The sequence below is a fragment of the Rothia sp. HMSC073B08 genome (assembly GCF_001812975.1).
Lineage (GTDB): Bacteria > Actinomycetota > Actinomycetes > Actinomycetales > Micrococcaceae > Rothia > Rothia mucilaginosa.
Genome location: NZ_KV811085.1, coordinates 136,895 through 163,885 on the forward strand (window position 1 = coordinate 136,895; position 26,991 = coordinate 163,885).

The 26,991-nt window shown below is 60.1% G+C and carries 19 protein-coding genes; 4 read left to right on the forward strand and 15 right to left on the reverse strand.

Annotated elements, in window-relative coordinates; translation table 11 throughout:
• Positions 1 to 164: 164 nt before the first annotated feature.
• The 6 genes from HMPREF2884_RS07860 to dinB all read right to left on the reverse strand — a co-directional run bounded on the left by HMPREF2884_RS07860 (position 165) and on the right by dinB (position 7,237).
• Positions 165 to 2,030 carry a peptidoglycan D,D-transpeptidase FtsI family protein gene (locus HMPREF2884_RS07860; RefSeq protein WP_049345236.1) on the reverse strand — a complete coding sequence of 622 codons (1,866 nt, stop codon included), beginning with the start codon at positions 2,028 to 2,030 and terminating at the stop codon, positions 165 to 167.
• 62 nt (positions 2,031 to 2,092) lie between these two features.
• Positions 2,093 to 3,100 (reverse strand): cell division protein FtsL, encoded by a 1,008-nt coding sequence (locus tag HMPREF2884_RS07865; RefSeq protein WP_070616591.1) that lies wholly within the window; start codon positions 3,098 to 3,100, stop codon positions 2,093 to 2,095.
• 20 nt (positions 3,101 to 3,120) lie between these two features.
• Positions 3,121 to 4,185 (reverse strand): 16S rRNA (cytosine(1402)-N(4))-methyltransferase RsmH, encoded by a 1,065-nt coding sequence (gene rsmH, locus HMPREF2884_RS07870; protein WP_070616594.1) that lies wholly within the window; start codon positions 4,183 to 4,185, stop codon positions 3,121 to 3,123.
• Positions 4,186 to 4,296: 111 nt separating this feature from the next.
• Positions 4,297 to 4,728, reverse strand: a complete 432-nt coding sequence (gene mraZ / locus HMPREF2884_RS07875) for a division/cell wall cluster transcriptional repressor MraZ (RefSeq protein ID WP_070616596.1) — start codon at positions 4,726 to 4,728, stop codon at positions 4,297 to 4,299.
• A 555-nt stretch (positions 4,729 to 5,283) separates the two neighbouring features.
• The gene (locus tag HMPREF2884_RS07880; protein WP_005506566.1) at positions 5,284 to 5,685 is read right to left on the reverse strand and encodes a DUF3040 domain-containing protein; all 402 of its coding nucleotides are present in this window, start codon (positions 5,683 to 5,685) and stop codon (positions 5,284 to 5,286) included.
• 172 nt (positions 5,686 to 5,857) lie between these two features.
• Positions 5,858 to 7,237, reverse strand: coding sequence for a DNA polymerase IV (dinB, locus tag HMPREF2884_RS07885; RefSeq protein WP_070616598.1), 1,380 nt, complete (start codon positions 7,235 to 7,237; stop codon positions 5,858 to 5,860).
• A 185-nt stretch (positions 7,238 to 7,422) separates the two neighbouring features.
• Between dinB and HMPREF2884_RS07890 the strand changes: the two genes are divergently transcribed.
• Complete coding sequence (locus HMPREF2884_RS07890; RefSeq protein ID WP_070616600.1) at positions 7,423 to 8,655, forward strand: polyprenyl synthetase family protein; 1,233 nt, start codon at positions 7,423 to 7,425, stop codon at positions 8,653 to 8,655.
• A gap of 126 nt (positions 8,656 to 8,781) precedes the next feature.
• Here HMPREF2884_RS07890 and HMPREF2884_RS07895 read toward each other — a convergent pair whose 3' ends face one another.
• Entirely contained in the window at positions 8,782 to 9,150 is a 369-nt protein-coding gene (locus tag HMPREF2884_RS07895) for an Rv2175c family DNA-binding protein (protein ID WP_070616602.1), read from the reverse strand.
• Between the two features lie 248 nt (positions 9,151 to 9,398).
• Between HMPREF2884_RS07895 and HMPREF2884_RS07900 the strand changes: the two genes are divergently transcribed.
• A complete protein-coding gene (locus HMPREF2884_RS07900) occupies positions 9,399 to 11,099 on the forward strand; it encodes a serine/threonine protein kinase (protein ID WP_246827950.1) in 1,701 nt (566 codons plus the stop codon).
• A 166-nt stretch (positions 11,100 to 11,265) separates the two neighbouring features.
• On the opposite strand, the gene HMPREF2884_RS07905 is transcribed toward HMPREF2884_RS07900, so the two are convergent.
• Positions 11,266 to 12,630 (reverse strand): class II 3-deoxy-7-phosphoheptulonate synthase, encoded by a 1,365-nt coding sequence (locus tag HMPREF2884_RS07905; protein WP_070616605.1) that lies wholly within the window; start codon positions 12,628 to 12,630, stop codon positions 11,266 to 11,268.
• Between the two features lie 301 nt (positions 12,631 to 12,931).
• Entirely contained in the window at positions 12,932 to 13,687 is a 756-nt protein-coding gene (locus HMPREF2884_RS07910) for a lysophospholipid acyltransferase family protein (protein WP_070616607.1), read from the reverse strand.
• A gap of 227 nt (positions 13,688 to 13,914) precedes the next feature.
• On the opposite strand from HMPREF2884_RS07910, the gene HMPREF2884_RS07915 reads away from it, so the two are divergent.
• Both HMPREF2884_RS07915 and HMPREF2884_RS07920 read left to right on the forward strand, forming a co-directional pair.
• Positions 13,915 to 14,781, forward strand: a complete 867-nt coding sequence (locus tag HMPREF2884_RS07915; protein WP_070616609.1) for an alpha/beta hydrolase — start codon at positions 13,915 to 13,917, stop codon at positions 14,779 to 14,781.
• Positions 14,782 to 14,932: 151 nt separating this feature from the next.
• Positions 14,933 to 17,107 (forward strand): AMP-binding protein, encoded by a 2,175-nt coding sequence (locus tag HMPREF2884_RS07920; RefSeq protein ID WP_070616611.1) that lies wholly within the window; start codon positions 14,933 to 14,935, stop codon positions 17,105 to 17,107.
• Between the two features lie 140 nt (positions 17,108 to 17,247).
• On the opposite strand, the gene HMPREF2884_RS07925 is transcribed toward HMPREF2884_RS07920, so the two are convergent.
• The 6 genes from HMPREF2884_RS07925 to HMPREF2884_RS07950 form a co-directional block, all read right to left on the reverse strand.
• Positions 17,248 to 18,705, reverse strand: coding sequence for a mycothione reductase (locus HMPREF2884_RS07925; RefSeq protein WP_070616613.1), 1,458 nt, complete (start codon positions 18,703 to 18,705; stop codon positions 17,248 to 17,250).
• A 286-nt stretch (positions 18,706 to 18,991) separates the two neighbouring features.
• On the reverse strand, positions 18,992 to 19,804 hold the full coding sequence (locus HMPREF2884_RS07930) for a ParA family protein (protein WP_070616615.1): 813 nt from the start codon (positions 19,802 to 19,804) through the stop codon (positions 18,992 to 18,994).
• Positions 19,805 to 19,995: 191 nt separating this feature from the next.
• Positions 19,996 to 20,640, reverse strand: coding sequence for a MerR family transcriptional regulator (locus HMPREF2884_RS07935; protein WP_005507725.1), 645 nt, complete (start codon positions 20,638 to 20,640; stop codon positions 19,996 to 19,998).
• Between the two features lie 688 nt (positions 20,641 to 21,328).
• Positions 21,329 to 22,102, reverse strand: coding sequence for a transcriptional regulator FtsR (locus HMPREF2884_RS07940; RefSeq protein WP_005507723.1), 774 nt, complete (start codon positions 22,100 to 22,102; stop codon positions 21,329 to 21,331).
• Positions 22,103 to 22,710: 608 nt separating this feature from the next.
• Positions 22,711 to 23,103 carry a glycine cleavage system protein GcvH gene (gene gcvH / locus HMPREF2884_RS07945; RefSeq protein ID WP_005507722.1) on the reverse strand — a complete coding sequence of 131 codons (393 nt, stop codon included), beginning with the start codon at positions 23,101 to 23,103 and terminating at the stop codon, positions 22,711 to 22,713.
• A 334-nt stretch (positions 23,104 to 23,437) separates the two neighbouring features.
• Positions 23,438 to 26,929, reverse strand: coding sequence for a bifunctional proline dehydrogenase/L-glutamate gamma-semialdehyde dehydrogenase (locus tag HMPREF2884_RS07950; RefSeq protein WP_070616617.1), 3,492 nt, complete (start codon positions 26,927 to 26,929; stop codon positions 23,438 to 23,440).
• Positions 26,930 to 26,991: the final 62 nt, after the last annotated feature.

Consider the following 26,991-nt stretch of genomic DNA (forward strand, 5'->3'; position numbering starts at 1 on the left):
CTTCTTTCCTCTCCGCTGTCCGAAGCGGTGAGCTCTGTATGGTCAATGCGCTCAAGGCACACAGGGTCATTCAATATTCTACGGGCTTTAGGCTTCGACAGGTGTTCAGTCCCGGGGCTTCTTCATCACGAATCAGCTACCGGGAACCTCTCCCCCGCTCGCCTTTAGCTCGTCTTATTGGGGCTATCCTCAGCAAAAAGCGGAATCAACTCCGGTTCACCGGTAGAACGCGGCACATTATAGGTGTGCAGGGTCTTCTCCATAATCTTGGAGAACTCAGCCGTCGTACCGTTCGCACCCACGCTACCCTCAGGACGCTGCATGGTCACCGCCACCAAGAACTGCGGGTTCTCAATCGGCGCCACACCAATAAAGGACGTCGTGTTGCCGTCGTAGCCGCCCTTCTCACTCGGAGTTTCCGCAGTACCGGTCTTACCGCCCACGCGGTAGCCGGTCACCTTCGCCGGACGGGCGTGGCCTTGCTCCACCACATTCTCCATGAGAGTCAGGCAGGAAGCGGCAGTCTCCTCGCTGACCATGCGTTCGCCAGGCTCTACGGCACGCTTATGTTCGGTACCGTCGGCGTCAATGATCGCGTCCACAATGCGCGGCTTCAGACGAACGCCCTTATTGCCCAGCGCCTGGAAAATCATGGCGGTCTGCAGCGGAGTCTGCGCAACACCCTGACCGAACAGCACAGTGTACTGCTGACGGCCATCCCAATCACGCCAATCAGCGATTATACCCTGCTCCTCACCGGTCAGCTCAATGCCGGTAAACTCGCCGACGCCGTACTTCTTCAACCAGTTGTAGCGCTCTTCCTTGCTGAGCTTCTGACCGACCAGCACCGTACCGGTGTTCATCGAGTCATGAATAATGCCCGAGAAAGTACGCCGCTGCGCCCCGTGCTCAAACGCATCCTTGAAAGTCTGGCCGTCAATCGTGAGGGTCGCGGGCACGTCATACACGCTCGTCGGGGTGGTCAGGCCCTGCTCAATCAGCGCCGAAGCAGTTAGCATCTTCTCGGTCGAACCGGGCTCCACGCTCTGCGAAATAGCGCGCGGGGTCATGTCCGCCGCGTCCTCAATGGTTGCCGCGCCCGGGTCCATCGTGGAGGAATCAGCAAGAGCCAAAATGGAGCCGTCACGCACATCCATAACAATGGCGGTACACCATTCAGCTTTCAGCTCCTCGGCGCGGGCACGCACCACCTGCTGCGCAAAATACTGCACATCACGGTTAATGGTTAGGCGAATATTCTTACCGTCCACCGCCAGGCGCTGCTCTTCCTTCGCTACGGGGATACGCACGCCATCAGCGCTAATCTCGTAGGTGCGCTCACCGGGGGTACCGGCAAGCTCCTTCTCAAAGACACGCTCAATGCCCACGGAGTAGTTACGGGACACCGTACCGCCCGTACCGTTGCCGTCTGCCTCTTCAACAATGTTGTACTTACCGACCACGGAACCGCCCACACTACCGTTGGGGTACAGGCGCTGAGAGAACGCCTCACCGTAGATGAAGGGCGCACCCAGGGCATCAATCTTATTGAAAATTTCCGGGGTGATATTTGCTTTGATCACCGAGTACTTTGAGGTGCCGTCCAGCTTGGACTTGATGAACTCGTCGGTAATGCCCGGGTCAACGGTCTTGAGAATATCGACCATCTCGTACACCAGCTGGTTGGGGGTGACCTCAACCTTCTGGGTGCGATCCTCGTTGTAGCGTTTGAAGGTCGCCACGGCGCTCTGGTCAGCAGTCAGGTTATAACGCTGCACAGTACGCGCCATGACGTTGCCGTTGATATCGAGAATCTGACCGCGCACAGCAGGCAGCACCTGGGAGCGCAAACGCTTCTGACGGGACGCATTCGCCACCGCACCGGGATCAAAGCCCTGGCGGATAAACAGATTCGCACCAATGACGCCCAGAGCACAGGTGGCAGCGGCGCCGGCGACAAAGCCACGGCGGGTCAGGTCCGGCTGACCGGATGCCGATTCGTTCGCGTTCTTACGCGCGTCGGAGCTCATGCGGTGGTCCTTTCGCTGGTCTGGTCTATCGGTGATGCTACGCATCCTGTGGTCAATGTTGTTTATCGTGCGGGCTGGCTTGCCGCGGGGCTAGCGGCAGGGCTGGACTGCTGAGCGGCGCTCGGGGCGGCGGAAGCAGCCGGGCTAGCAGGCGCGCTCGGTGCAGGGTTGGCCTGCTGAGCGGGGTTGGCCTGCTGGGCGGGGTTAGCCTGCTGCGCGGGGCTTGCCGAGGCGCTTGCAGATGCCTTTGCCGTAGCGCTCGCCTGGCTGTGTCGCTGCTGAACAGACTTGTCAGCATCCACAATGCCCTTGGCGTAGCTTTCTTCCGAACCCGCTGCCGGCGGCGAAATCAGGTTCTCCTGCTTGGATCCTTCAATACCGGTGGGGCTTGCAGCCGGGGCGGGGGTGCCCTCAATCGTGGAAGTCTGCAGGTTCAGGGTCGCCTGCGAAGAGCTCACAAACATGCCCAGGGTACTGGCGCGTATCGCCAAATCCTGCGGGGCTTCCTTGAAACCAATCTCCTGCTGCAGCGCCTGGTTCTCCTGCACGAGGCGCTGTTCCTGCGCGCGCAAATCCACCATGTCGTACTGTCGGGTCACAATCAGCACGTTAAGCAGCAGAATAAAAATCAGGGTCAGCGGAATTGCCGCAAAAACAGCGAGCATGGTGGGCGGGCTGAGCTTACGGGCTCGGCGGCGCACAGTGGACAGCGGGTTACGCTGCTTGGGCTTCGTTTCGCGTGCTTCTTCGGTGCGTGCTGCCGCACGGACGCTCGAGGGGACACGGCTCGCGTTCGTTGAGGTGCGCTTACCACCGTGAGATGCAGCGGTGCTGGCGGGACGAACCACCGGCTGGGCTGCGGTGACCGGCTCCAGACGCGCGGTGCGGGTACGACCGGAGTGAGCTCGGGTGGAGGCGCGGCTCGCCCCGGTGGAGCCACCTGTAGAGGATGCACGGGTAGAGCCAACGGCGCCGGGGGTACCGGCGGCAGGGCGCGAGGAACCGGCGCGTCGACTCCGCGGGGCGCCCTGGGTGCGGGTGGGGCGCGGGGATGCGTGCTGGGTGCTCACTCTTCTTCGCTTTCTGTCTTCTACTTGGCGGGGATGCGGATCTTCTCGGCGGCGCGCAGCTTGGCGCTGGCGGCGCGGGAGTTCTGTTCGATTTCCTCGTCGGTAGGCGGTTCGGCGCCGCGGGTAATGATTTTGACGGTTGGCTTGTGCTCTTCAAGCTCTACAGGGAAGCCCTTGGGTGCCTTGGAGGTTGCCTCCGCGGTCAGTGCCCTCTTGACGATTTTGTCTTCGAGGCTGTGGTAGCTCATGGCGACGAATCGGCCGCCGAGGTTGAGCGCCTCCAGGGCTGCCGGTACGGCGCGTTCGAGGGCTTCCAGTTCGTGGTTCACTTCGATGCGCAACGCCTGGAAGGTGCGCTTGGCGGGGTGGCCGCCGGTGCGCTGCGCGGCGACGGGCACCGCCTTCTGGATAATGCGCACGAGCTCACCGGTGGTTTCCAGGGGCGCGTTGGCGCGGGCGGTGCAGATGGCGCGGGCGATACGCGACGCGAACTTCTCTTCGCCCCAGTTGCGGATAATGCGGCGCAGCTGGTCTTCGCTGTATTCGTTGACGACGATGCGGGCGGTGAGCTCGTCTTCGGAGTTCATGCGCATGTCCAGGGGCGCGTCGTAGGAGTAGGCGAAGCCTCGGGTGCGTTCGTCCAGCTGCATGGAGGAGACGCCCAGATCCATTAGGATGCCGTCGATGCCCTGCACGCCGGCGGTTTCCATGGCGCGGTCAATTTCATCGTAGACGGCGTGCACGGGTACGAAGCGGTCACCGAAGCGCGCCAGGCGTTCACCGGCGATGGCGTGCGCCTGCAGGTCGCGGTCAATACCGATCAGCACAAGGTTTTCGAAGCGTTCAAGCAGCGCCTCGGAGTGACCGCCCATGCCGAGGGTGCCGTCAATAACGTAGGCGGTGCCGCGCTCCTCAACGGCGCGTTCGATGCCGGGTGTCAGCAGGTTAATGCAGCGGTCCAGCATGACGGGCACGTGGCGTTCGCTGGCTTCACGCTGGGAGAGGTTCTCAATGGATGCGCCGGTCACCTTGGCGGCAGTACCGGATGCGGTCGTACCGGTTTCGGGGGCGTGGTCTACGCTCATGGGTGCTCCTGTGAGAGTTTGTCCTGCGGGAAGGCTGGGAAGGCTTACGGAAGAGTGGTGCGGTGGTGATAGAGAGATGCCGGGCGGTCGCCGCTACACCAGCAAAACTGGCTAGAGTAGCGGGCTGAACGGGTCCTCGTCGAGGGAGGCGAATTCAGCTTCGGTGCGGGCGAGGTATTCCTCCCAGGCGGCTACATCCCAGATTTCTGCGCGGGTACCGGATCCGATGACGACGAGGTTGTCGGTCAGTCCTGCGTATTGGCGCAGTATCGGTGGGATGGTGATGCGTCCCTGCTTGTCGGGTAGTTCGTCTGAGGCTCCTGAGAGGAAGACTCGCAGGAAGTCTCGGGCGGCTCGTCCGGGCAGGGGCGCGGTGCGCATCCGTTCGTGGATGCGTTCAAATTCTGCGGCGGGGAAAACGTACAGGCATCGTTCTTGACCGCGGGTCAGAACGAGGCCTGCAGAAAGTTCCTCACGGAATTTGGCGGGAAGGATGATGCGTCCTTTGGCGTCCATTCGTGGTGAGTAGGTACCTAAGAACATTCACTTCACCTCCCCGATGTGTGCCCCTGATGTATGCCGATGTGCTGAAGTCTGCGGGAGCGGGGGTGCTCCACACATCCTGTAGGTGCCGGTGGCGGGGTGTGCCGGGCCGACGCCTCCGCCGTCTGTTTGAGGGCACGGCGATAGGACTGACTTTCAGCTTTCCCCTCCACTTTACCCCACTTTCCACCACCTACCCCACCCGGCAGAGTATCTTTTAGTGTTTTTATGCTCTCTTCTGCATTTTTAACGCTGGCGCACAGCTTCTACACAGCTTCGGGCGTTTCCGCTCAGCGGGCCGCCTTCATCATGTTTGCTATGCCCTGACTCAAGCACAGACTCAATGACGGGGTCGGTTGCAGTAGTTAGTGCGCTTCATCCGCCCGCCTCTAAAACGTCCATCTCTCACTGGTTCAGGCGTAGAAAAAGCGGAAGGTAAGAGAATTCTTACCTTCCGCCTGTGAAGTCTTGATGAAGTCTTAAGACCCTAGAGAGTACGGATGCTCAGCCACGAGAAATACTAGCCGTGAGAAAAACTATTGCACCAAAGCAGTACTAGAACTGGCCGTTATTGCGTTCGTCCCAGCGGTCCTCCAGACGATTCATGAAGGAGGAACGCTCCTTCTGCTCACGCTGACGCACGCGAGCTGCGCCCTCTGCCTTACCGCCGAGGAAGGAATCTACCGGGGTCTTCTTGCTGGTGGTCGCGAAGTACACGCCACCTGCCGCGAAGAGGAAGCCGAAGACACCCAGCCAAATCATATTCGATGCAACCGCACCGATAATGATGCCCAGGCCAATGAGAACGAAGAGAATACCGAGAGCCAGGTGGCGAGCGCTGAAAACCGGCGCGGTGTTGCCGGTTGAAGACATGGAGGAGGCAAAGTGCGGGTCCTCATTGCTCATGAGTTCTTCGAGCTGGTCCAGAACCTTCTGTTCACGCTCGGACAGTGCCATCGTTTTCTCCTTTGAGGTGTCGCTACTCAAGATGACGTCGGTATCAGCCGGGTTAGCTAGTGCATCAGCTGGCGCGGTGGGCGCTTCTTTCCGCTGTATGTTTCCGGTCGTATGTTTCCCATCGTACCGCGCGGGGTGGGGTTGGCGCATTCTTTTTTCGGACAGAAGCTCTTTATGACCTCTTTTCGTCAATGCTCTTCTCGGGCGCGGTAACTCCGGAGGCTGGCTTGAGGCTTTCCTGTGAGTACTTACGGTGAATCGCGTCCATGACGTGCTCAACCTCGGACCATCTGCCGCTCTTCACGAGGCGGGCACCAGACCCCGAGTGAGCGCCAGCTCCCGAGCGAGTACCGTTCTGCGGGCTATTGTCCGCTCCCCCGCCGCCTCGTTGTGGGGAGGCGGTTCTGGCGGAGCGTGAGCTTGCCGCGTTCTCGATGGCATCAAAGAGGGTCTGCTGCACCCCGTCTTCGGCGCGGGCGAGTTTTTCGGCGCGCACTCCGATGAGCCGCAGGGCGTGTGGCGCCTCCTGACCCACCACGATTTCATCTGCTCGCAGGGCTTCCAACGCCAGGGAGGCAATCTGTATGCCGGAGTCCACGGGCACGTTTAGTGGGATAGCGCGGGTGTGCGTTTCGAAGGTGCTGTAGCGGATTTTGAGGCTGAGCCCTCCGGCGAGTTTGCCAGCGGATCGCAGGCGCTTTCCCAGCTTGAGGCTCAGCTCCCGAATGGCAGCGCTCACCTCCTGGGCATCGGTCGTATCCGTCTCGAAGGTGTGCTCGCCACCCATGCTTTTCTCTTCGCGCTCGGTGATCACGGGGCGTTCGTCAATGCCGCGCGCCATGGCCCAGAGGTGCTCGCCCTGGGCGGCACCGAAGCGTTCTTTGAGCCAATCCAGGCTCATGGACCTCATCTGGGCGATGGTGTGAATACCGTATCGGGAGAGCTGCTCGGTACTTTTCGCACCCACTCCCCACAGGTCGGAGACTTTTCTCGGGTCAAGAAATTCTTGAACGCGCTCGGGCGGAATGACCCACAGCCCGTTCGGCTTACTACCGGTGGACGCCATTTTGGCGAGTAGTTTATTGGGCGCCACCCCTGCGGAGGAGGGCAGGGAGAGCTCCCGCGCGATGCGGTCGCGAGCGCGCTGCGCCAGGGCGACGGGGTCTTGGCCGTGCAGGTAGGCGCCGGTGAGGTCTACGAAGGCTTCATCCACGCTGACCTGCTCAACGTAGGGGCTCAGGTCGTGAAGGATTGCCATGACGGCGCGGGAGTAGTGCCGGTAGTCGCCGCGCAGCGGCAGGACGGTGGCGTTGGGGCTGAGATTCCGGGCGCGGCTAAGCGGCATGCCGGAGCGCACTCCGTGGGCACGTGCCTCATAGGAGGCGGAGCATACGACCGAGCGGGGGCCCTGGGGCGCCACGATAATCGGGGTTCCGCGCAGGGCGGGGTTTTCGAGGAGTTCGACGTTGACGAAGAAGGCGTCCATGTCCAGGTGCATAATGACGCGGCCGTTCCTTGCGCCGCTGTTCTTGCCGGTTCGCATCTGTCCCATGTCGCCTCCTCTCATAGCTTCTACGCCCACCTACCGAAAATATAGCACATTTCTACGAACAATAGGGGTAATATATCGTAAACATGTTCGCAAATGCGTTCTCTTGGGCTTTTCTCCACTAAGCTAGAAGAAGTGCACACCGCACGGCATCAGGACCGTACACAGCGACCACCAGCGAGGATAGTATGACTCCCCCTTCTCCTTCCGGAGCACCCACTCCCCAGGCGACCGAGAGCCTCACCGTAGCGGCACCGAATATCCCGGCGACTTCTGCGCACCTCGCTGAGCGTATTGCTGAAGAGCAGCAAGCCTACCTGCACGCTTTTGACACTCTCATGGCTGAGTTTTTTACCCGCCAGCGCGAGCTGCTTGAGGGCATTTCTTCTGAGACTCTACCCCTGCTGGAGGCTATTGAGTCTCTCTCCACCGGCGGCAAGCGCCTGCGTGCCCTGTTGAGCTACTGGGGTTGGCGAGGTGCCGGCGGTGCACCAGTAACCGAGAACCGCGCGTCCTGGTCTATTGTGAAGGCCGGCATGGCGGTGGAGCTGTTCCAGACCTCCGCGCTGATTCACGACGACATTATCGACCGCTCCGATACCCGCCGCGGCGCTCCCTCCGTGCACAAGCGTTTCGAGGCGGCGCACGAGCAGAATAGTTGGCGCGGTGATGCTTTCAACTACGGTCTGACCGGCGGTATTCTTGCCGGCGATCTGACCCTGGCGTGGTCTGCCGAGGTTTTCGCGTCCCTGGGCGAGGGAGCGATTTATGGCGCCCCTGCACGCACTATTTTTGACCGGATGCGCACCGAAGTTCTGGCGGGTCAGTACCTGGACGTCTACTCCGAGGTTCTCGAAACCGAGGACGCTCAGGCAGCTCTGCAGCGTGCCCTGAACGTGATTCGTTTCAAGTCCGCCAAGTACTCGTGCGAGCACCCCTTCACGATTGGTGGTGCTCTGGCTCTGCAGGCTGCCGCGCTGGAGGGCGGTACCGGTGCCGTGAGCGAGCAGCACCCGGTACTTGCCGGTTACCGTGCGTTCGGCCTGCCGCTGGGTGAGGGCTTCCAGCTGCGTGATGACGAGCTGGGCGTCTTCGGCCAGCCCGAGGTAACCGGTAAGCCTGCTGGCGATGACCTGCGTGAGGGTAAGCGTACCGTGCTGGTGGCGCTCACCTCCGCTGCCCTCGACGAGCAGGACGCAGCGCTTCTGCACAATAGCTTGGGCAACCCCGAGCTGAGTGATGAGCAGGTGGAGCGCATCCGCGATCTGATGGTTTCTTCGGGCGCTTTCGCCAAGCATGAGCAGCTGATTGAGCAGAAGTCTCAGGCTGTGTTTGAGGCGCTGGAGGCGATGAACCTGGACGAGCTGACGCATGCGGCACTGACCGATATCGTGGGCCGTGCACTGCGTCGCAAGGCATAGATGCCCTGCGTCGTAAGGCGTAGAGGTTCAACACAGTTAGAACGTTAAACAAGTTGAGGCGGCATACCGAAGTATGCCGCCTCAACCTATTTAGCTATAGTTCTGAGCCGCTATTACCAAGCCAGATTACCAAGCCAGTGCCTGCGCACGGCGACGGATCTCGGTCTTACGACCGTCAATCAGTGCGTCGATGGGGCGGCCGGGCAGGGAGTCGTCGCTGGTGTACAGCCACACGATAGCTTCTTCATCGCTGAAGCCGGAATCCTTCAGGACAGCGAGGGTGCCCTTGAGGGATTCGAGTACTCGCGAACCGTTCAGGAATAGTGCGGGTACCTTGCGCACGTTGGTTTCCGGGTCGCGCAGCGCGATGAGCGTACCGTCAGAAATCAGGTTGTGTACGCGGGTCACCTTCAGGTCGAGGGCCTGCGCAATTTCAGGGATAGTTACCCAATCGCCGACGAGGGCGAAGGTCTGAGCAATATTTTCGTTAGTCACCTTTTAAGAGTGCCAGAGCTGGCACGTATTTACCACTTTTGACCCGCCGCAGGTTCGCTGCCCCTCCCGGGTTCTTTCGTTCTTGTACTTTGCCCGTTGTTCTTGGGTTGGAGTCGGGTCCACCGGCACTTTGTAAGAATTCGCTGAGTGTTCACCTGCTCGGCGCCCTTTGGCATCGCTTCTGCCCAGGTGGGCGGGCTAAAATGTTGAGACGTATGAATACTCCCAGCCCACGCCGGATTTCTCCTGTGAACCCTCGTTCTTCTGCAAATACTCCTGTTCCTCCCGCCACTCGTCCCGCTGCCCCGGATACCGCTATTGGTTCTTCGCAGTGGCTCAGTGGCGCCATTATTGAGGGTCATTACCAGGTGGGTTCGCTTATTGGCCGCGGCGGCATGAGCGAGGTGTATTATGCGCTGGACCTGTGGTCGAATAACCCGGTTGCGCTCAAGGTTCTCTCCCCCGCTCTGGCTGAGGATGCAGCGAACCGTCAGAAGTTCCACCGTGAGGAGCGCTCGATGCGCCAGGTAGGTGGCGGCGGGCATACGGTGGGTGTGATTTCATCGGGTACCGAATATTTTTCGGGTCAGATGGTCATGTATATCGTGCTCGAGTACGTGCACGGTTGTACGCTGAGCCAGCTGCTACGTGTGCGTAATGCGCTGTCTCTGGGTGAGGCTCTGGATATCCTCATTCCGGTGGTGGAGGCGCTCTCGGAGGTTCACGCGAACCGCTACCTGCACGGCGATATCAAGCCGGGCAATATTCTTCTCGACGCTAACGGCCAGGTGAAGCTCACGGACTTTGGTCTTTCCCGCCGTGACGATCAGGTGGATGCGGGCGCACCCATGGGTACCCCCGCCTACGTAGCGCCGGAGGTTCTTGATCCGAAGGTGAAGGTCGGAGCTCAGGCTGATATTTTTGCACTCGGCGTGATGATGTACCGCATGCTTTCAGGTCGTCTGCCCTTTGTGGGTCTGGAGAATGACCAGCAGGTGCTCTACCACAACGCGAATATTGAGATGCCCGCGCTGACCGATGTCGCACTGGGTGCGGACCGCGATATTGCGGGGCTGATTTCGTGGTGTACCCGCAAGCAGCCTCACGCCCGCCCGGAGGATGCGACCGAGCTGTTTACGGCCCTGCTGGAGATTTCTGAGTCGTTGGGTGAGTCTGAGCGTGCTTGGCGCGCCCCCTCGTGCCCGGAGCCGGAGCTTCCTCTTTGGGAAGCTGTTGCCGATATTGCGGAGCGTAGCGGTGCCGCGCAGATGGTGCGTAACACCCCGATTAGCGCGTTTAGCGATGCCCGCGATCTGCTCGCCTACGATGTGTACTCCCCCGACAGCCTCGTGTACGATGCCTCGACGGCGGGTCAGGGCGTGCACCTTGCCGACGTAGATGCTGAGGACTCCGTGCTCAACCGCCAGGGCATTCCGCCTCTGGTGAGTTCTGCCTCCGATAATGACGATTCTGACACTGATCAGGAGCAGGAAGGCTCAAAGGGCAAATCCGGCAAGCGTGGTCTGGGCTCATTCATGAGCCGCCGTACCGCCGCGGCGAAGGGCCCGCTGACTCAGTCCGTTGGCATTGGCCCGCAGACGGAGCAGGAGTTCATCTCGGCTCATGGCGAGTACGCCCCAATCCATGCGGAGCGTTCGTTGAGTCCCTCCGGCACGCGTCGCTCGAAGTCTAAGGGGGCGGCGAGCGCGTCGGAGGCTTCACCGGCAGAGGAGGCCGCTTCTTCTCAGGAATCCGAGCAGTCTTCGCAGAAGGATCCTCGCCTGCCCGCCAAGCAGTTTAGGACCCCGCCCTCGGGTATGGCGGTGGGCGGTTGGGCTCTGGCGCTGATTCTGCTGGGCATGGGTTCGAGCTTTACCGGTTGGTGGCTTGCGACCTCACTGGTGCAGTCGCAGTGGTGGCGCAATATTGAGGCGTTCCTGACCTTCTAGTAGTGCTCCCCCTCGAGCGCTCTGTCCTCGTCTGTGCACTCTGTCCTCGTCTGTGTGGTGCGCAGGTTAAACGCAATGCCCGGGTCTTCACTCACAATGAGTGAAGACCCGGGCATTGTTTTTCTGCTATTTCTCACCGACTAGTACGGCGAGGCGCATGAACGTTTTATGCGCGGTTCTTGAGGTACTCGGAGACCAGGAACGCGATTTCCAGGGACTGCGAGTGGTTCAGGCGCGGGTCGCACAGGGACTCGTAGCGGTCAGCCAGTGCTGCCTCGTCGATAGCGTCGGAGCCGCCCAGGCATTCGGTCACGTCGTCACCGGTCATCTCCACGTGAATACCGCCGGGGAACGAGCCCAGAGCCTCGTGCACCTCGAAGAAGCCGCGAACCTCGTCGAGCACGTCGTCGAAGCGGCGGGTCTTGTAGCCGGAGGGCACGGAAATGGTGTTGCCGTGCATCGGGTCGGTGACCCAGACGACCTTCGCACCTTCAGCTTGAACGCCTTCAACGATTGCGGGCAGCTTCTCGCGGATGTTCTTCGCACCCATGCGGGTGATGAAGGTCAGGCGGCCGGGCTCGCGGTTCGGGTCGAGCTTGTCGATCAGTGCGAGTGCATCCTCAGTAGTGGTGGTCGGGCCCAGCTTCACGCCGATGGGGTTGCGGACCTTGGAGAGGAAGTCTACGTGTGCATCGTCGATGCCGCGGGTGCGCTCGCCAATCCACAGGAAGTGTGCGGAGGTGTCGTAGGGCAGGTGGGTGCGCGAGTCGATGCGGGTGAGGGCACGCTCGTAGTCCAGCACGAGTGCCTCGTGGCCGACGTACATGTCGGTGGTCTTGAGGGCTTCGAAGTTCACGCCGCATGCTTCCATGAACTTGAGGGCGCGGCCGATTTCGTTGGCGGTCTTCTCGTAGCGCTCATGCGCGGGGTTGGCGGTGAAGCCGCGGTTCCACTGGTGCACGGCGCGCAGGTCTGCGAAGCCGCCCTTGGTGAAGGCACGCACCAGGTTCAGGGTGGATGCGCTGGTGTGGTAGCCGCGCAGCATGCGCTTGGGGTCGTGTACGCGGGCTTCGGGGGTGAAGTCGAAACCGTTGACGGTCTCGCCGCGGAAGGAGGGCAGGGTGACGTCGCCGCGGGTTTCCATGTCTGCGGAGCGCGGCTTGGAGAACTGACCAGCCATACGGCCCATCTTCACCACGGGCATGGAGGCGCCGTAGGTGAGCACTGCAGACATCTGCAGGATGGTCTTGACGCGGCCGGAGATTTTATCGGCGGTTGCGCCCGCGAAGGTTTCTGCGCAGTCGCCGCCCTGCAGGAGGAATGCGCGGCCTTCAGCAACCTCACCGAGTGCCTGGCGCATGGCGTCGACTTCACCGGCGAAGACGAGCGGCGGTACCGAGTTCAGCTCGGCGATGGTGCTCTCAAAATCTTCGTGCTCGCTCCAGGTGGGCTGCTGGTCAATGTGCAGCTGACGCCAGGTGTCCAGGCCGTGGTCGGGGGCCTGCGAGGTGCTGAGGTTTTGGTTGCTCATCTTCACTCCATCGGGATGGTCTTGTGCGTTTTCTGATTCAGCCGCCGTTTCGGGTGCCCGGTAGGCCGTATGTGGCATGCGTTCACGTGATTCTTAGGGGCGAATAGACTAATTGTACTCTTGCTCCCTTCAACGCCTAGCCGTCTAGTCAGGTACATCTCACATGTTTAGATAGAGCTATTCAAAATCAATGATTCGGGCATGGAAGATTAACTGCGCGGAGGGGACGCGAAAGGGCGAGACTCGGGGTATCACCCCTTATCCCGCCCTTGGCGTAGTCGCATACCCGCTTGGGCAACGTTTAGTTAGTTCTCTGTAGCTGTGCGACTGCCGCATCAGCGCTCATGTTTTTATCGGCCATGAGTTTCTTGACGCGGTCGGCGTACACGTCCACGTATTCCTGGCCGCTGAGGGCACGGATCTCGGAGCCAATACGGTCGGCGATTTCACGCTGAACGCGGTGGCTCAGGTCTGAGCCGTCGGTGTATTCCTCGAAGGTGAGGGGCTTGCCGATAATGGTGCGCACCTGGATGGGCTTGCCGTCGTGGCGCAGACGGATACGGTTCGAGCCGGAGGGCTGAATCAGGTCGGTACCGATCTGTCCGATGGGCACTACGGGCACGCCTGCTTCAACTGCGAGGCGGGCGACACCGACCTTGGGGCGGTAGCCGCGTCCGTCGGGACTACGGGTGCCTTCGGGGTAGATGCCAATCACGCCGCCGTCCTTGAGGACCTGCGCACCGGCGTTGAGGGATTCCTGGCTCTTCTGGCCGCCGGAACGGTCCATGGGAAGCTGACCGACACCACGGAAGAACGCCGCCATAGCACGACCCTTCACACCGGGGGTGGTGAAGTAGTCGCTCTTGGCGAGGAAGTTCACGGTGCGCGGCATGGCGAGAGGAATAAAAATGGAGTCGCAGAATGCCAGGTGGTTGCTGGCGACGATGTAGGGTCCCTCGGGCAGATTCTCTAGGCCCACCACGTCATGGTGGTACAGTCTCTGCAACAGGGGGGAGCCAAGAATCTTGAGCGTTGAATAGAGGGCGGTGTTAGGCATGGGGTCTCCTCTCTGAATGTTCCCGGCTCAATTCTAGCGTGTCTGGAGAGGCACGAGGGAACGCGCGATAATTAAAAAGAAAGGGAACGATTTTTCTGCGCACCGGTGTATTCGGGTGCGCTGGAGGCGATATACCGGCATCGGCGCTGTATCTGTGGCGCCCCACCGGGGTACGCTATAGAGCCTGCACCTGCGTTCATATTCTCGCAGGTTGGCGAAGGAGGACCATGAGCATTTTTGATAACTCGTTGGAGCCGCTCAAGCGGATGCGCCGCAAGGCTCGCGAGCGCAGGCTTCTAGCAACCCAAAATGTTAAGGACTCCCTGGCGCGTCGCCTCGAGGGCGACCAGGAAGCGTTCGATCACTCCCCCGTTTCTTTTAGTCCTGACCCGGCGCAGCATTCTGTGGGTATTTTGCTGGTGCACGGTTTTACGGGTTCACCGCATAGCATGCGCCCGTTGGCTCAGCATTTTATGGAGCTCGGGTATGCGGTGGAGATGCCGTTGCTGACCGGTCACGGTACTCATTGGAAAGACTTGCGCGATAGCACCTATGAGCAGTGGCTAGCTTCTGCCGAGCAGGGGTACCGTCGCCTAGCCAATCAGGGTCTGCGTGTGGTGGTCATTGGTATGTCGATGGGCGGCACGGTGGCGACCCATCTGTCGGCGCGCCTGCCGGTGGCGGGTACGGTACTCATCAACCCCTACATGGTGGATGTGAATCCGATGATGCGCCATGCAGGCAAGGTGTCGAAGGTTCTGCCGGTGCTCAAGGCGATTGGTTCCGATATTGCGGTTCCTGGCGTGAGCGAGGGCGCGTATTCTATCGTTCCGACGGCGGCGGTGCATCAGTTACATCTTTTGGGCGCTGAGACGCGTGCACTGATTCCGCAGTTGAAAGCGCCGGTTCTGTACGCGCGTTCACTGGGCGATCATACTGTGTCGGATAGCTCCCACAAATATTTTCTCGAACATTGTTCAGTTCCTGTAGAATTTAGGTGGCTGACCCGCAGCTACCATGTGGCAACGCTCGACTACGACGCCGAGTATCTTTTCTCTACTGTTCAAGCTTTTGTCGCATCCCTAAACCACTAAATTCTGACAGTTCCGCCCGCTGCACACCGGCGAATGCATCACCCGCCGCGGCGAGCAGAACAACCAGAAAGCCATCACGGCACCTCGAGCATTCGAGGACAGCCCGCGGCCCGGACCGCCCGAGCTTACGCCCTGATTCGAAAGGCGCATTATGAAAGTCTTCTCCACTCCCGCTGAGGTTCTTGTCGACCCCTCGCTGAACCTGACAAGTATTGTTGAGCGCCACCGAGCCGACAGCTCCAACCCGGTGCTGTACCGCCGTCAGATGTCTCCGGGTAACTGGCAGCCGGTTCGCGCCCAGCAGTTCCACCAGATGGTGACCGACCTGGCGAAGGGCATGATTGCCTCTGGTATCCGCCCGGGTGACCGTGTGGGCATTATGAGCCGCACCCGCTTCGAGTGGACCGTCATTGACTTCGCGATTTGGTACGCGGGCGCCATCTCCGTGCCGGTGTACGAGACCAACGCACCCGCACAGGCGGCGTGGGCGCTCGCCCACTCGGAGGCTACCGCCATCTTCGTTGAGGATGAGAAGCTTCTGGCACGCATCGCGGAGGCTGAGGAATTCGCCTCCACGACCCAGGAGCCCATGCAGTTGAAGCACCGCTGGGTCATTGAGAACGGCGACCTCGATACCCTGAGCACTCGCGCCTCCGAGGTAAGCGATGAGCAGCTGGAGCAGGTACGTTCCGCAGCCGGTTGTGACGACCTCGCGACCATTGTGTACACCTCCGGCACAACCGGTCGCCCTAAGGGTTGCGCACTGACTCACGGCCACTTCCTGAACCTCAGCGCCAACACCAGGCTGGTCGAGCCGGAGATTGCGAACTCCCGCAACTCCTCCATTCTTTTTTTGCCGCTGGCGCACGTTCTGGCGCGCCTGATTCAGGTTCTGGCGCTGGATGCTGGCCTGGTTATTGGTCACTCCCCCAACATCAAGAACCTGGCGTCTGACCTGGATAGCTTCAAGCCGACCATGCTGCTTGTGGTGCCCCGCGTCTTTGAGAAGGTGTACGAAGGTGCCATGGCAAAGGCGGCTAAGGGCGGCAAGTTCAATAAGTCTCTGTTTGAGCGTTCCACCGATATTGCGGTGCGCTGGTCGCAGGCGAAGGTTGAGGGTCGTGTGCCCCTCAAGCTGGCGGCGCAGTACGCTCTCTACGACAAGCTGGTCTACTCGAAGCTGCGTGCGGCTCTCGGCGGCGAGCTACGTTACGCGGTCTCCGGCGGCGGTCCCCTCGGCGAGCGCCTGGCTCACTTCTTCCACGCGGTGGGTGTGCAGGTGGTTGAGGGTTACGGCCTGACCGAGACCTGCGCCCCGATTGCGGCTGGCCGCATCAACCCGTACCAGATTGGTATGATCGGCCCGCTCATCCCCGGTTCCGAAGGCTATATTGCTGAGGACGGCGAGCTTCTGGTTCGTGGCGTGGGCGTGATTAGCAGCTACTACAAGAACCCTGAAGAGGACGCTCAGGCGTTCACTGAGGACGGCTGGTTCCGCACCGGTGACCTGGCTCGTTTCGATGAGCGCGGCTACCTGAAGATTGTGGGCCGCAAGAAGGAAATCATTGTCACCGCCGGCGGTAAGAACGTGATTCCGGGTATTGCGGAGAGTCATCTGCGTACCTCTCCCCTGGTTTCTCAGGCGATGCTGGTTGGCGACGAGAAGCCGTTTATTGCGGCTCTGGTGACCCTGGATCCGGATACCCTACCCGAGCAGTTGGAGCACCTGGGTCTGCCCCGTTCACTCTCCATCCCGGAGGCTGCTGTTCACCCGGCGGTTCGTGCCGCAATTCAGAAGCTCGTGGACGAGGCGAACCAGCTGGTTTCCCGCGCCGAGGGTATTCGCGAGTTCCGCATCATGAACCGTGATCTGACCGAGGCGGACGGCTACCTGACTCCTTCGCAGAAGCTGCGCCGCGCGAAGATTCTGCAGGACTTCTCCTCCTACGTGGATGAGATGTACGGCAAGGTTTCTGATAGCACGTCGGATTCTTTGGCTCGTCTGCAGGAGTACGCGGCGGAGCAGTCTGAGAAGTTCGCTGAACTGCGTGAGCAGGCTGCGGAGCGTCTGCACGAGTACGCGGATCATCAGGCGGAGCGTCTTGCCGAGCTGCGTGAGCAGGCGGCTGAGAAGTTTGAGGAGCTGCGTGAGCAAACCGCCGAAATGATGCAGAAGCCTCATGAAGAGAAGGCCGAGGAAGAAAAGGCTGAGGACTCCTCCGCTGAGGTTTCTTCCGCAGCGGCTCCCGCCGAGAAGCCCGCACAGGCTGAGAAGAAGGCTGCTACAGAGCAGAGCCCTCAGAAGTCTGACACCGACAAGGCATAACCGGCTCTGGCCACCATTAACGAGAGGCCATACACGAGAGGAGGAGGTCGTACCGCTTAGGTACGATCCCCTCCTCTCTGTTTGTTCGCTAGATGCCTCGGCTTCCGAGCGTTATCTAGCCGTCGTTAGCTGGCGGATCCTTAGTTTGCGGGCTCGTCGAATTCCAGGCCGAGCAGCGCGTTCTCAATGATTTCGGTCAGTGCCGGGTGGATCCAGTACTGGCCGCGTGCGAGGGTGCGCGCATCCATGCCGAAGCTCATTGCCTGCAGGAGCGGCTGGATGAGCACGGAGGACTCTTCACCGACCAGGTGTGCGCCGAGCAGCACGCCGTTGTCCTTGCGGGCAATCAGCTTGCACAGGCCGATCTTGTCTTCCATTGCCCAGCCGTAGGCGGTGTCGCCAAAGTTCTGTGCCTTGACGGTGATCTCAAAGCCTTCACGCTCAGCGGCCTGGCGCGCCTGCTCTTCAGTCATGCCGACCACGGCAATCTGCGGGTTGCTGAAGACCGCGGCGGGTACGTAGCGGTGGTCGCTGGCACGCAGGTCCTCGGGGTGGCTGAGGTTGTGCTGCACAACGCGGGCCTCGTGGTTTGCCACGTGCTTGAGCTGGTAGCGGCTGGAGACGTCGCCGAGGGCGTAGACACCGGGTACGGGTGCACCGTTGTAGAGCACGCGCTGGTACTTATCGACGCTGAGCTGACCGCCGTCCTGCACGTCGAAGTAGTTCTTTGCGTTGAGGGTGTCGGTGTTGGGGCGGCGACCGGTTGCTACGAGCACAGCGTCTGCCGGGATTTCGAGCAGTTCTTCACCGTTCTCGGTGGTGCGCTTCGCTACGACGGTTACGCTGCCGTCGGCGTTCTCACGGATCTCGGAGAGGGACGCATCCTTGACGATGTTCCACTGCTTGCTTGCGGCTTCTTCGAAGCGTGCCACGACCTCTTCATCCACGCCGCGCAGCAGGCGGGAGGAGCGGTTCAGCTGGGTTACTTCGGTGCCGAATGCGGAGAAAACGTGGGAGAATTCTGCCGCAATCACGCCGCCGCCGATGACGACCATGCGGGCGGGCAGCTCGTCCAGGCGCATGACGTTGTCGTTAGTGTAGACCTTAGAGGAGTCGATACCGGGCACGGGAGGCAACACGGCGCGCGAACCTGCCGCAATGACAATCTGGCGGCCCTGCAGGCGGGTGCCGTCGGTCAGCTCAACGGTGTGGGAGCCGACGAAGCGCGCGTACTGGTCGTAGAAATCGACGTTGGGCAGACCGGCACGCCAGTCGCGGCCACCTTCAGAGATCTGGTCGATGCGGGAGGCGAAGATGCGGTCACGAATCTGCGCCCAGTGCACGGCGTCTACGTGTGCGTCGACGCCCAGTTGCTTGACCTCGCGGGTCTTCTGCGCGATGGTCGCCGGGTAGACGTACATCTTGGTGGGGATGCAGCCAACGTTCAGGCAGGTGCCACCGAAGATGCCGCCGTCGATGAGGGCGACCTTCTTGTCGTCCCATTCGGGGCCGATGAGGGTGTTGCCGGATCCGGAGCCGATGACGATGAGGTCGTATTGTGCTACGCCGTCAATGCGTTCTACATTCTCGATGCTCATGTGGTCCTCTCGTTGTTGGTGTTGAGGCTGGGCTCGTTCCCAGCGTGCTCTTCGATGGCGGGGTTATTTCTGTTACTGCCACTATAACGCGTGGAGGCTACCGGCTATTCCCACTATCTAGTGTCAATGTTGACGGATATACGAAAGTGCGCCGTCCCAAAGAACACAGCGCTGAGAACACAGGGCTGAGAACACAGGGGTTCTTTGAGAAGACGCACTCAAGCATTGAAACTATTTGAGCCTGCGGATTGGTGACGCACAGGTATCTGCGTTTAGATGTCTGCGATTAGAAATCAGCCATGAGCCCAGCCAGCAGACGGGTGAAGTCAATGGCGGGATCAACCGATTCTTCGTCAGGCCAAAAATGAATCGGGTACGCCGCACCCTGGGCACGCTGCAGCACGGGGCTTTCAGCGAGCACGGGTTCTGCCACGAGCTCGCCGAAGAGGGAGCGCATTTCGTCGCGTCGGTAGTGGTGTTCGCTGTCGTTGGGGCGCATCTTGTTAATAACTACTCCCGCACCGTCAATGCTGATGCCGCTTTCCTGCTGAAAGCGCACGATGGCGCGCAGGGTTCGTTCGGTGCCCGCCACGGAGAAGAGGGAAGGCTCTGCGACCGAAAGGATGCGCTCGCTAACCGCCCAGCCCATCGAAGACAGGGTTCCGAGGAACGGCGGGCAGTCAATCAGGATGACGTCGTAGGCGTCCGCTGCCGCCTCCACCATGCGCTTGAAGCGGCGGATGAACGGTGCCGCTTCCTGACGGTCCACGAGGGTGGAGCGTGCCGAGCCTCGCGCCACCTTCACGCTACCGGTGGTCACGGGGTTATTGGTCAGCAGGGTGGGTTTGCCGACGAGCGCGTTCCAGGAGGAGCTACCGGCTTCCTCCGCGAAGGCGCGCTCATTGGAGCTAGCAATCAGGGAGGCGACGTCGGGGATGGTTTCATCCACTGCCAGGCCGGTGCTGACGTCGCCGTGGGGGTCGAGGTCAATAACGAGTGTGGAGAGTCCGCTGTGTAATGCCGCGGAGGCGAGCCCCAAAGTGATGGACGTTTTGCCAACGCCGCCCTTGAGGCTGCTGATACTGACGATGCGGGGCATGCAGGTCCCTTTTATGAGTGAGGTGTAATGCCCCTTTATTTTAGCGAATCTTCGCTTTTCTTCTGGCTCTGACAGGGGTGTATCTTGACTTTTTTCTCAAGTGAGCATTGAATATTCCCTCGCATTAAAAGCTTCAGCCCGCGCTCGCTACCCGATAGGTAGTGAGCGCGGGCTGATTCACGTTTTGCGTTTTATGCCTGTGCGCGGCGGGCACGGCGGGCGGCAAGTTCGTCGCCTTCGAAGTTTTCGTGCATCTCTTCGCCGGGCTGGCCGTTGAGGTTCATTTCGATTTCGCGCCAGACGCGGCCGATAGCGATACCGAAGACGCCCTGACCGGCCTGAACCAGGTCAATGACCTCGCTCGGGGAGGTGCATTCGTAGACGGTGGTGCCGTCACTCATGAGGGTAATGTTCGCGAGGTCATCAATGCCGCGGGTACGCAGATGCTCGATGGAGGTACGGATCTGCTGCAGGGACACGCCGGTGTCAAGCAGTCGCTTCACAATCTTGAGCACGAGCACGTCGCGGAAGCTGTAGAGGCGCTGGGTGCCGGATCCGGAGGCGCCACGCACGGTGGGTACGACCAGGTCGGTGCGTGCCCAGTAGTCGAGCTGGCGGTAGGTGATGCCGGCTGCCTTGCAGGCGACGGCGCCGCGGTAGCCGAGGTTTTCCTCGACGACAGAGACAGGGTCGGTGAAGAGTACGCCCTGTTCACCGCGCGGAGGCGGTGCTACGGGGAAGAGGGTGTCGAAGCCATCCAGGGGCTGGTCGAAGCCCTGGGGTGCGTGCGTGGTTGCGGCCTCGCCTGCATTTTCGGCTACCTGCTGCTCTAGCACGGTCCCTCCTTTTCGTTAAACCCTTTTAAGTGCTTCACCGCGCCCTATCAAATGTGGTCGACTTCGTTCCGGTGTAGCCCCCGATTTTCGGGGTGAGATTCTAGGGTTGAGGTCTAGAATCTGCGTCTATGATTCGCGTGGCTCCTCTACTGGGTTCCGGCGCGGTTTTCAATACTACACAGCGGTTCGACAGTGCGACCGATGCGCGATAGGCGCGGTTGTTCAATCTATTTTAACTGATAGAGGGCTCTACTTAAAATTGAACCCACCGAAGCAAATGATCTTTTCAGATTCATTCTTGTCTCATTAACGCCGTGTAGGGGTGCCCCTCCCCCCACTGTTCCGTTCGCTTTTTCTGGGCGCCCCCGTACAGGGGGAGTTTAAAAAGTAAATGCGTACGGGCTGGTAGTCCGTACGCATTTACAGCTGAGTTGAGTGAATAGCCTTGGCAGGCCGGGAGCCCCCTGGTGAGAAAGCTCTTCGTGTTGGACGAAGGGGTAGAAATTCCGAGCGTGCCAGCGTCGGCTTCGTCCAAGTCTAGAGGCCGCTACCCGTTGGTGCGGGTAGGGGCTATAGAGGGAAACACCGTGGTAGCAGTGTATCCCGGAAGGAAAACCCCGTTCGGGGTGCGGTAGAACCGCAAAGATTGTGAAGGGTAGACGGTCCAGTCGCCTGTACCTTCGTTCGCCTACTCGTAGGTAGGCATTGCCGATTCGACGAGGGTTGCGTGCAACTGCAGGCACAACTTGCGGATCTTGTCGGCTCGTTCCTGCGCCTGAGCCTGGGAGGCTGCGTCGCGGCGCGATGCCAGCGGAGCCACCGCAATTTCCACGAGGGAAATTTCACGGTCTGCCGCAGACTTGAATGCGCGCAGGTGACGGGGCTGAATGCCGTGCTGGGTCAGCTCTGCGCTCACGCGGGCAATCAGCACGTCGTAATCGGTGTACTCCACATCCGAGCCGTCTTCGAGCAGTCCAAAGTCAATCAGCTCGCGAATCAGTTCGGGAGTGGTGTTAGCGTATTCTGCCAGCTCACGGAGGCTGTAGGTGCGGCCTTCCTGCTCGTCCGGTCCGAGGACGGTATCCAGGACGTCTTCACTTACGGTGGCGGGCATGGAGTTCAGCACGCGACCGGCTTCCAGATCCTCCAGATGCTGACGGATTACCTTGAGCGGCATGTAGTGATCGCGCTGCATAGTGAGGATGTAGCGCAGACGCTCAATGTCAGTCTGGGAGTACTTGCGGTAACCGGTTTCGGTACGGCTGGGGTGCACCAGGCCGCGCTCCTCCAGGAAGCGAATCTTGGATGCGCTAATTCCGGGGAACTCCAGGTCGAGCTGACTAAGAACCTGACCGATGGTCCGGCTCTTAACGTCACGCGGGTTACGGTCAGAGTCGCCGTTCTCCACGTCCTCTAGTTGAACCTCAGCGTTAGTGAGGTTTTCATCGATGCGTGAGGTCATCTATGTCTTTCGGGTACTTGTTCAGCCGATGTCGATACGAGCCGAAATTTGAGTGAGTGGCTCGTTCCCCCGGTCGGGGGTCTCGCTCCGTGCCGAACATCTTTGCTTAGTGTTGAGAGTGTGATAGATAAGTTTAGTTGTTTATCACGAAATGATAAACCGCAAACCTTCGAGACAATCTTATAGCCTCACAAGGCATTTTGCTATTTAGTTCGCCCTTTTCAGAGGCTTTTTGAACCCAAAAATAGCCACACAATCAAACATTAATCAGTAGAGACAGTACCAATTTTAGCAAAATTCCAATACTTCGAACACATATATCTCATATTGGACTGCTTTACGAGGAAAATTTTATCTTCTCGCGATAGTTGAAGTTTTCATCACATTTAACTTGAAAGAGGCCCCCACTAGGGGTTTAGTCATCCTTCAAGCCCCTTTAGTGAATTCCTACACCTTCAAGACGAACCTTAAATGCGCCCAACTATTTGCGTTTGTGTGCACTATTAATGAAAAACGGCGAGACCAATCGGTCTCGCCGTTTCATCAGTACGTACCTCTTAACACGAGGGACGCCAGAGCTATAGAGTCTATCGAGCTAGACTATCGACTTAGAGCTTAGCCAGCTCAGCCTTGTACGCCTCTGCATCCAGCAGGTTAGCCAGATCATCAGCGTTCTCGGGGCGAATCTCAATGATCCAACCCTCGCCGTAGGGATCGGAGTTGACCAGTGCGGGGTCATCCTCCAGGCCCTCGTTCACTGCGACAATCTCGCCAGCGATGGGAGCAAAGAGATCGGAGACAGACTTGGTGGACTCAATCTCACCGAAGCTATCCTCAGCAGCTACAGAATCGCCGACAGAGGGAAGGTCGACGTAGACGACGTCACCCAGTGCATCCTGAGCGTGGTCGGTAATACCAACACGTACGGTGCCCTCGGCGGTGAGAGCGGAAACCCACTCGTGCTCAGAAGTGTAAGAGAGTTCTGCGGGAACGTTGCTCATAGCAGCGGTGTCCTTTCAGTGTGTTCTTGCGTAGCGCGGACCGTCCCGCGCACGGTGTCGTTCCGTATGTGGGATGACGGAACGTCCTACACCAATTATCACATAAGAAGTAATGCGGGGCACGTCCAAACACCCCCGTACCACTTCTAAGACACTATATTTTCCTTATCCTATCTAGCCGCTCAACAATCACCCCTTCCCAAGGCCCTAGAAGCACCCCTATTACTCACCTCCAGCAGACAGCCATCAGACACACCAAAAGGCTCAGGGCCCCACACCATGAAAGGTGCAGGGCCCTGAGCCTTAGGCTAGAGAGCTAAACTCTCACAGCGCCTTAGCGGGAAGAAATGACGCGCTCGGAGAAGCGGTTCGGGTTACCGAAACGGTGTGCGGTAATCGAAACAGCCTGCTCGCGGAGGAAGGGCAGCATCTCGATACGGCCAGCCTCGGTGACCGGTGCGAAGTACACTGCAACGTCCGGGCGACCACCCAGTGCGGTGTAGAGGGACTTCACGTCGTTACCGATGTAGCGGATACGAGTGCCTTCCAGCGGGGTACCAGCCAGTGCGCGAACCGGGGTCTTAGCGTTCGAAGCCAGGTACTCGCGGAACTGAGCGTCCGACTTGACTTCGTACTTGATGCCCTTGTTCTCGAGGACGCCACGGACGTCGACCGGCAGGTCCTTACCGACGGACAGAGCAACCGGTGCGTTAGCTGCCAGACCGGCGAGCACAACGCGCAGGGTCTCTGCTGCGGATGCGGACTCGTCTGCACGAACCAGAACCTGGGTGGGTACGTAGCGCAGGATGTTGCGCTCCACGCCCAGCTTCGAGGGATCGTGACCGAAGCCGAACTCGGTGTCCCAAGCGTGTGCGTCAGAGGAGACACCGCGCTTGATGAATGCGAAGTCCTCGCGCTTGCCCAGCTCGGAGTTCTCGATGGTAGCCAGGGTCTCGCGGACGGTCACGGACTGGGTGACAGCGGTTGCGGTTGCCTGTGCCGGCTCCCAATCGGACAGAGCGATCAGGTAGCTGGGGCCACCAGCCTTGGTACCGGAGCCAACGGTGGACTTCTTCCAACCACCGAAGGGCTGACGCTGAACGATTGCACCGGTAATTGCACGGTTGACGTACAGGTTACCTGCCTGCACCTTGGAGAGCCACAGCTCGAGCTCGTCAGCATCCAGCGAGTGCAGACCTGCAGTCAGACCGTAATCGGGTGCGTTCTGCAGCTCGATTGCCTCTTCCAGAGTGTCAGCGGTCATGATACCCAGGATGGGGCCGAAGTACTCGGTCATGTGGTACTCGGAACCGGGCTTGACGCCTTCGCGAACACCGGGGCTCCAGAGGCGACCGGTCTCGTCCAGTTCCTTGGGCTGAACGAGCCAGCGCTCACCCGGACCGAGGGTGGTCAGACCGCGCAGCAACTTCTCTTCCGGCTTCTGAACAACGGGGCCCATCTGGGACTCAATGTCCTGCGGGTGTGCCACGTGCAGCGAGTTGACGGAGTCAAGCAGCTGACGGCGGAAACGCTCAGACTGTGCCACGGAGCCAACCAGGATGACGGTCGAACCAGCGGAGCACTTCTGACCTGCGTGACCGAATGCCGAGTAGACGACGTCCTTGACGGCGAGGTCGATGTCAGCGTTCGGGGTGACGATGATCGAGTTCTTACCCGAGGTCTCACCGAACAGGGGCAGGTCATCACGCCAGGAGCGGAAGAGCTCAGCGGTCTCGTAGCCACCGGTCAGGATCAGGCGGTCAACCTCGGGGTGCGAGATGAGCAGCTTACCTGCAGCGCGGTCAACAACCTTGACGAGCTTCAGAACTTCCTTGGGAACGCCTGCATCCCACATGATCTCTGCGATCAGGGCACCGGTGCGAGCGGTGATGGTTGCGGGCTTGAAGATGACAGCAGAACCTGCAGCCAGACCTGCCAGAACACCACCGGCGGGGATAGCGGTCGGGAAGTTCCACGGGGGAACAACCAGGGTCAGGTCAACAGACTTGGGCTTTGCGCCGTCGATCTTCTCGAGGTCCTCAGCCAGCATTGCGTAGTAGTATGCGAAGTCGATTGCCTCGGAGACCTCGGTGTCGCCCTGCTCCAGGGTCTTGCCAGCCTCAGCTGCCATAACCTCCAGCAGGTCACCGCGGCGCAGTGCGATAGCCTTACCGACCTTGCGCAGAATCTCTGCACGCTCGTGGCCGGAGAGCTTACCCCATGCCTTGCCAGCCTCTTCGGTTTCCTTGATCAGCTTCTCAGCCTCAGCCTCGCTGGTCAGCTCGTTAGCCTTGAGGGTGTCGATGCCCAGCTTGGTGGTCTTGGAGCGCTCGAGGATTGCGCGGCCCCACTCACGGTTACCTGCCAGTGCGGGGTCGGTGTCGGGGGTGTTCTCGAAGCGGCCTGCGGGGACGAAGACGTTGTCCTCGTTCTCGGTCAGACGGTTCTGGGTGCGCTTGGATGCGGGAACCTCGTCGGTGACGGAGTTCAGTGCACGCATGAAGCGGTCCTCTTCGCGCTTGAAGATGGACTCGTCAGTTGCCAGGTCGAAGATACCGGACATGAAGTTCTCGGAGGAAGCGTTCTCCTCGAGACGACGGATCAGGTATGCGATAGCAACGTCGAATTCCTTGGGGTTCACGACGGGCACGTACAGCAGCAGGTGGCCAACGCGACGGCGGATAATCTCTGCCTGCTGCTCAGCCATACCAATCAGCATCTCGAACTCGACGCGGTCCTTCACGCCGCGGTCCTCGGACAGCAACAGTGCGAAAGCAACGTCGAAGAGGTTGTGGCCTGCAATACCGAGGCGGATGTTCTTCACGTGCTCGGGGCGCAGTGCGTAGTCCAGAACGCGCTTGTAGTTGGTGTCAGCAGCCTGCTTGGTGTCCCAGGTGGTCAGCGGCCAGCCGTGCATAACAGCTTCCACGATTTCCATGGAGAGGTTTGCACCCTTAACCAGGCGGACCTTGATGCCTGCGCCGCCAGCAGCAACGCGCTTTGCGGACCACTCCTGCAGGTGCTGCATTGCAGCCAGGGTGTCGGGCAGGTATGCCTGGAGCACGATACCGGCTTCCAGGTCCTTCAGGTGGGGCTGGTCCAGGATCTTGGTGAACACCTCAATGGTGAGGTCCAGGTCCTTGTACTCCTCCATGTCCAGGTTGATGAACTTCTTGGGGGAGCTGGATGCAGCCAGCTCGTACAGCGGGGTCAGGCGGCGAACAGCGGTCTCAACGACCTCGTCGAATGCCCAGTGCTGGTGGGGGCCGGAAACAGCGGACACCTTGATGGAGACGTAGTCAACGTCGTCACGTGCCAGCAGGCGCTTGGTCTCAGCCAGGCGGTGCTCTGCTTCCTTGTCACCCAGAACTGCCTCACCGAGCAGGTTGACGTTCAGGCGGTTACCGGTCTTGGTCAGCTCTGCAATTGCGTCGCCCAGCTTCTCCTCGGAAGCGTCGACAATCAGGTGACCGACCATCTCGCGCAGCACGCGGCGTGCAACGGGAACGGTGGGCCATGCGACCTTGCCAGCCAGCTTGCCACCGAAGCCAACAGCGGACTTCATGTACCAGGGCAGGAAGGAAGGTGCCAGGCCGGAAATACGGGAAAGGTTGCGGCCGGAGACGTTGTCGTCTTCGGGGCGAATAACGCCATCAACAAAGCCGACGGTGAAGGGAAGACCATTGGGGTCCTTCAGAACACCGGCGAGCTGCTCAGCCGCGAAGGTGGGCTTGATCGACTGGGACTCATTTACCCACTGACGAACAAGCTGACGAGCTTCCAGAGCCATCTTCTGGTAGTGCTCAGATGCGAAAGGATGGGTCATCCTTGACTCCTAACTATCTCACTGTGTGCGGTGCACACCACGTTTGGCGATGTCTCTATTTC

Bases quoted from the DNA above. Each gene is read 5' to 3' on its own strand.
- HMPREF2884_RS07860 (WP_049345236.1), bottom strand. From the start codon at position 2,030: ATGAGCTCCGACGCGCGTAAGAACGCGAACGAATCGGCATCCGGTCAG.
- rsmH (WP_070616594.1), bottom strand. From the start codon at position 4,185: ATGAGCGTAGACCACGCCCCCGAAACCGGTACGACCGCATCCGGTACT.
- mraZ (WP_070616596.1), bottom strand. From the start codon at position 4,728: ATGTTCTTAGGTACCTACTCACCACGAATGGACGCCAAAGGACGCATC.
- HMPREF2884_RS07880 (WP_005506566.1), bottom strand. From the start codon at position 5,685: ATGGCACTGTCCGAGCGTGAACAGAAGGTTCTGGACCAGCTCGAAGAA.
- dinB (WP_070616598.1), bottom strand. From the start codon at position 7,237: ATGGGACAGATGCGAACCGGCAAGAACAGCGGCGCAAGGAACGGCCGC.
- HMPREF2884_RS07890 (WP_070616600.1), top strand. From the start codon at position 7,423: ATGACTCCCCCTTCTCCTTCCGGAGCACCCACTCCCCAGGCGACCGAG.
- HMPREF2884_RS07905 (WP_070616605.1), bottom strand. From the start codon at position 12,630: ATGAGCAACCAAAACCTCAGCACCTCGCAGGCCCCCGACCACGGCCTG.
- HMPREF2884_RS07910 (WP_070616607.1), bottom strand. From the start codon at position 13,687: ATGCCTAACACCGCCCTCTATTCAACGCTCAAGATTCTTGGCTCCCCC.
- HMPREF2884_RS07915 (WP_070616609.1), top strand. From the start codon at position 13,915: ATGAGCATTTTTGATAACTCGTTGGAGCCGCTCAAGCGGATGCGCCGC.
- HMPREF2884_RS07920 (WP_070616611.1), top strand. From the start codon at position 14,933: ATGAAAGTCTTCTCCACTCCCGCTGAGGTTCTTGTCGACCCCTCGCTG.
- HMPREF2884_RS07925 (WP_070616613.1), bottom strand. From the start codon at position 18,705: ATGAGCATCGAGAATGTAGAACGCATTGACGGCGTAGCACAATACGAC.
- HMPREF2884_RS07930 (WP_070616615.1), bottom strand. From the start codon at position 19,804: ATGCCCCGCATCGTCAGTATCAGCAGCCTCAAGGGCGGCGTTGGCAAA.
- HMPREF2884_RS07940 (WP_005507723.1), bottom strand. From the start codon at position 22,102: ATGACCTCACGCATCGATGAAAACCTCACTAACGCTGAGGTTCAACTA.
- gcvH (WP_005507722.1), bottom strand. From the start codon at position 23,103: ATGAGCAACGTTCCCGCAGAACTCTCTTACACTTCTGAGCACGAGTGG.
- HMPREF2884_RS07950 (WP_070616617.1), bottom strand. From the start codon at position 26,929: ATGACCCATCCTTTCGCATCTGAGCACTACCAGAAGATGGCTCTGGAA.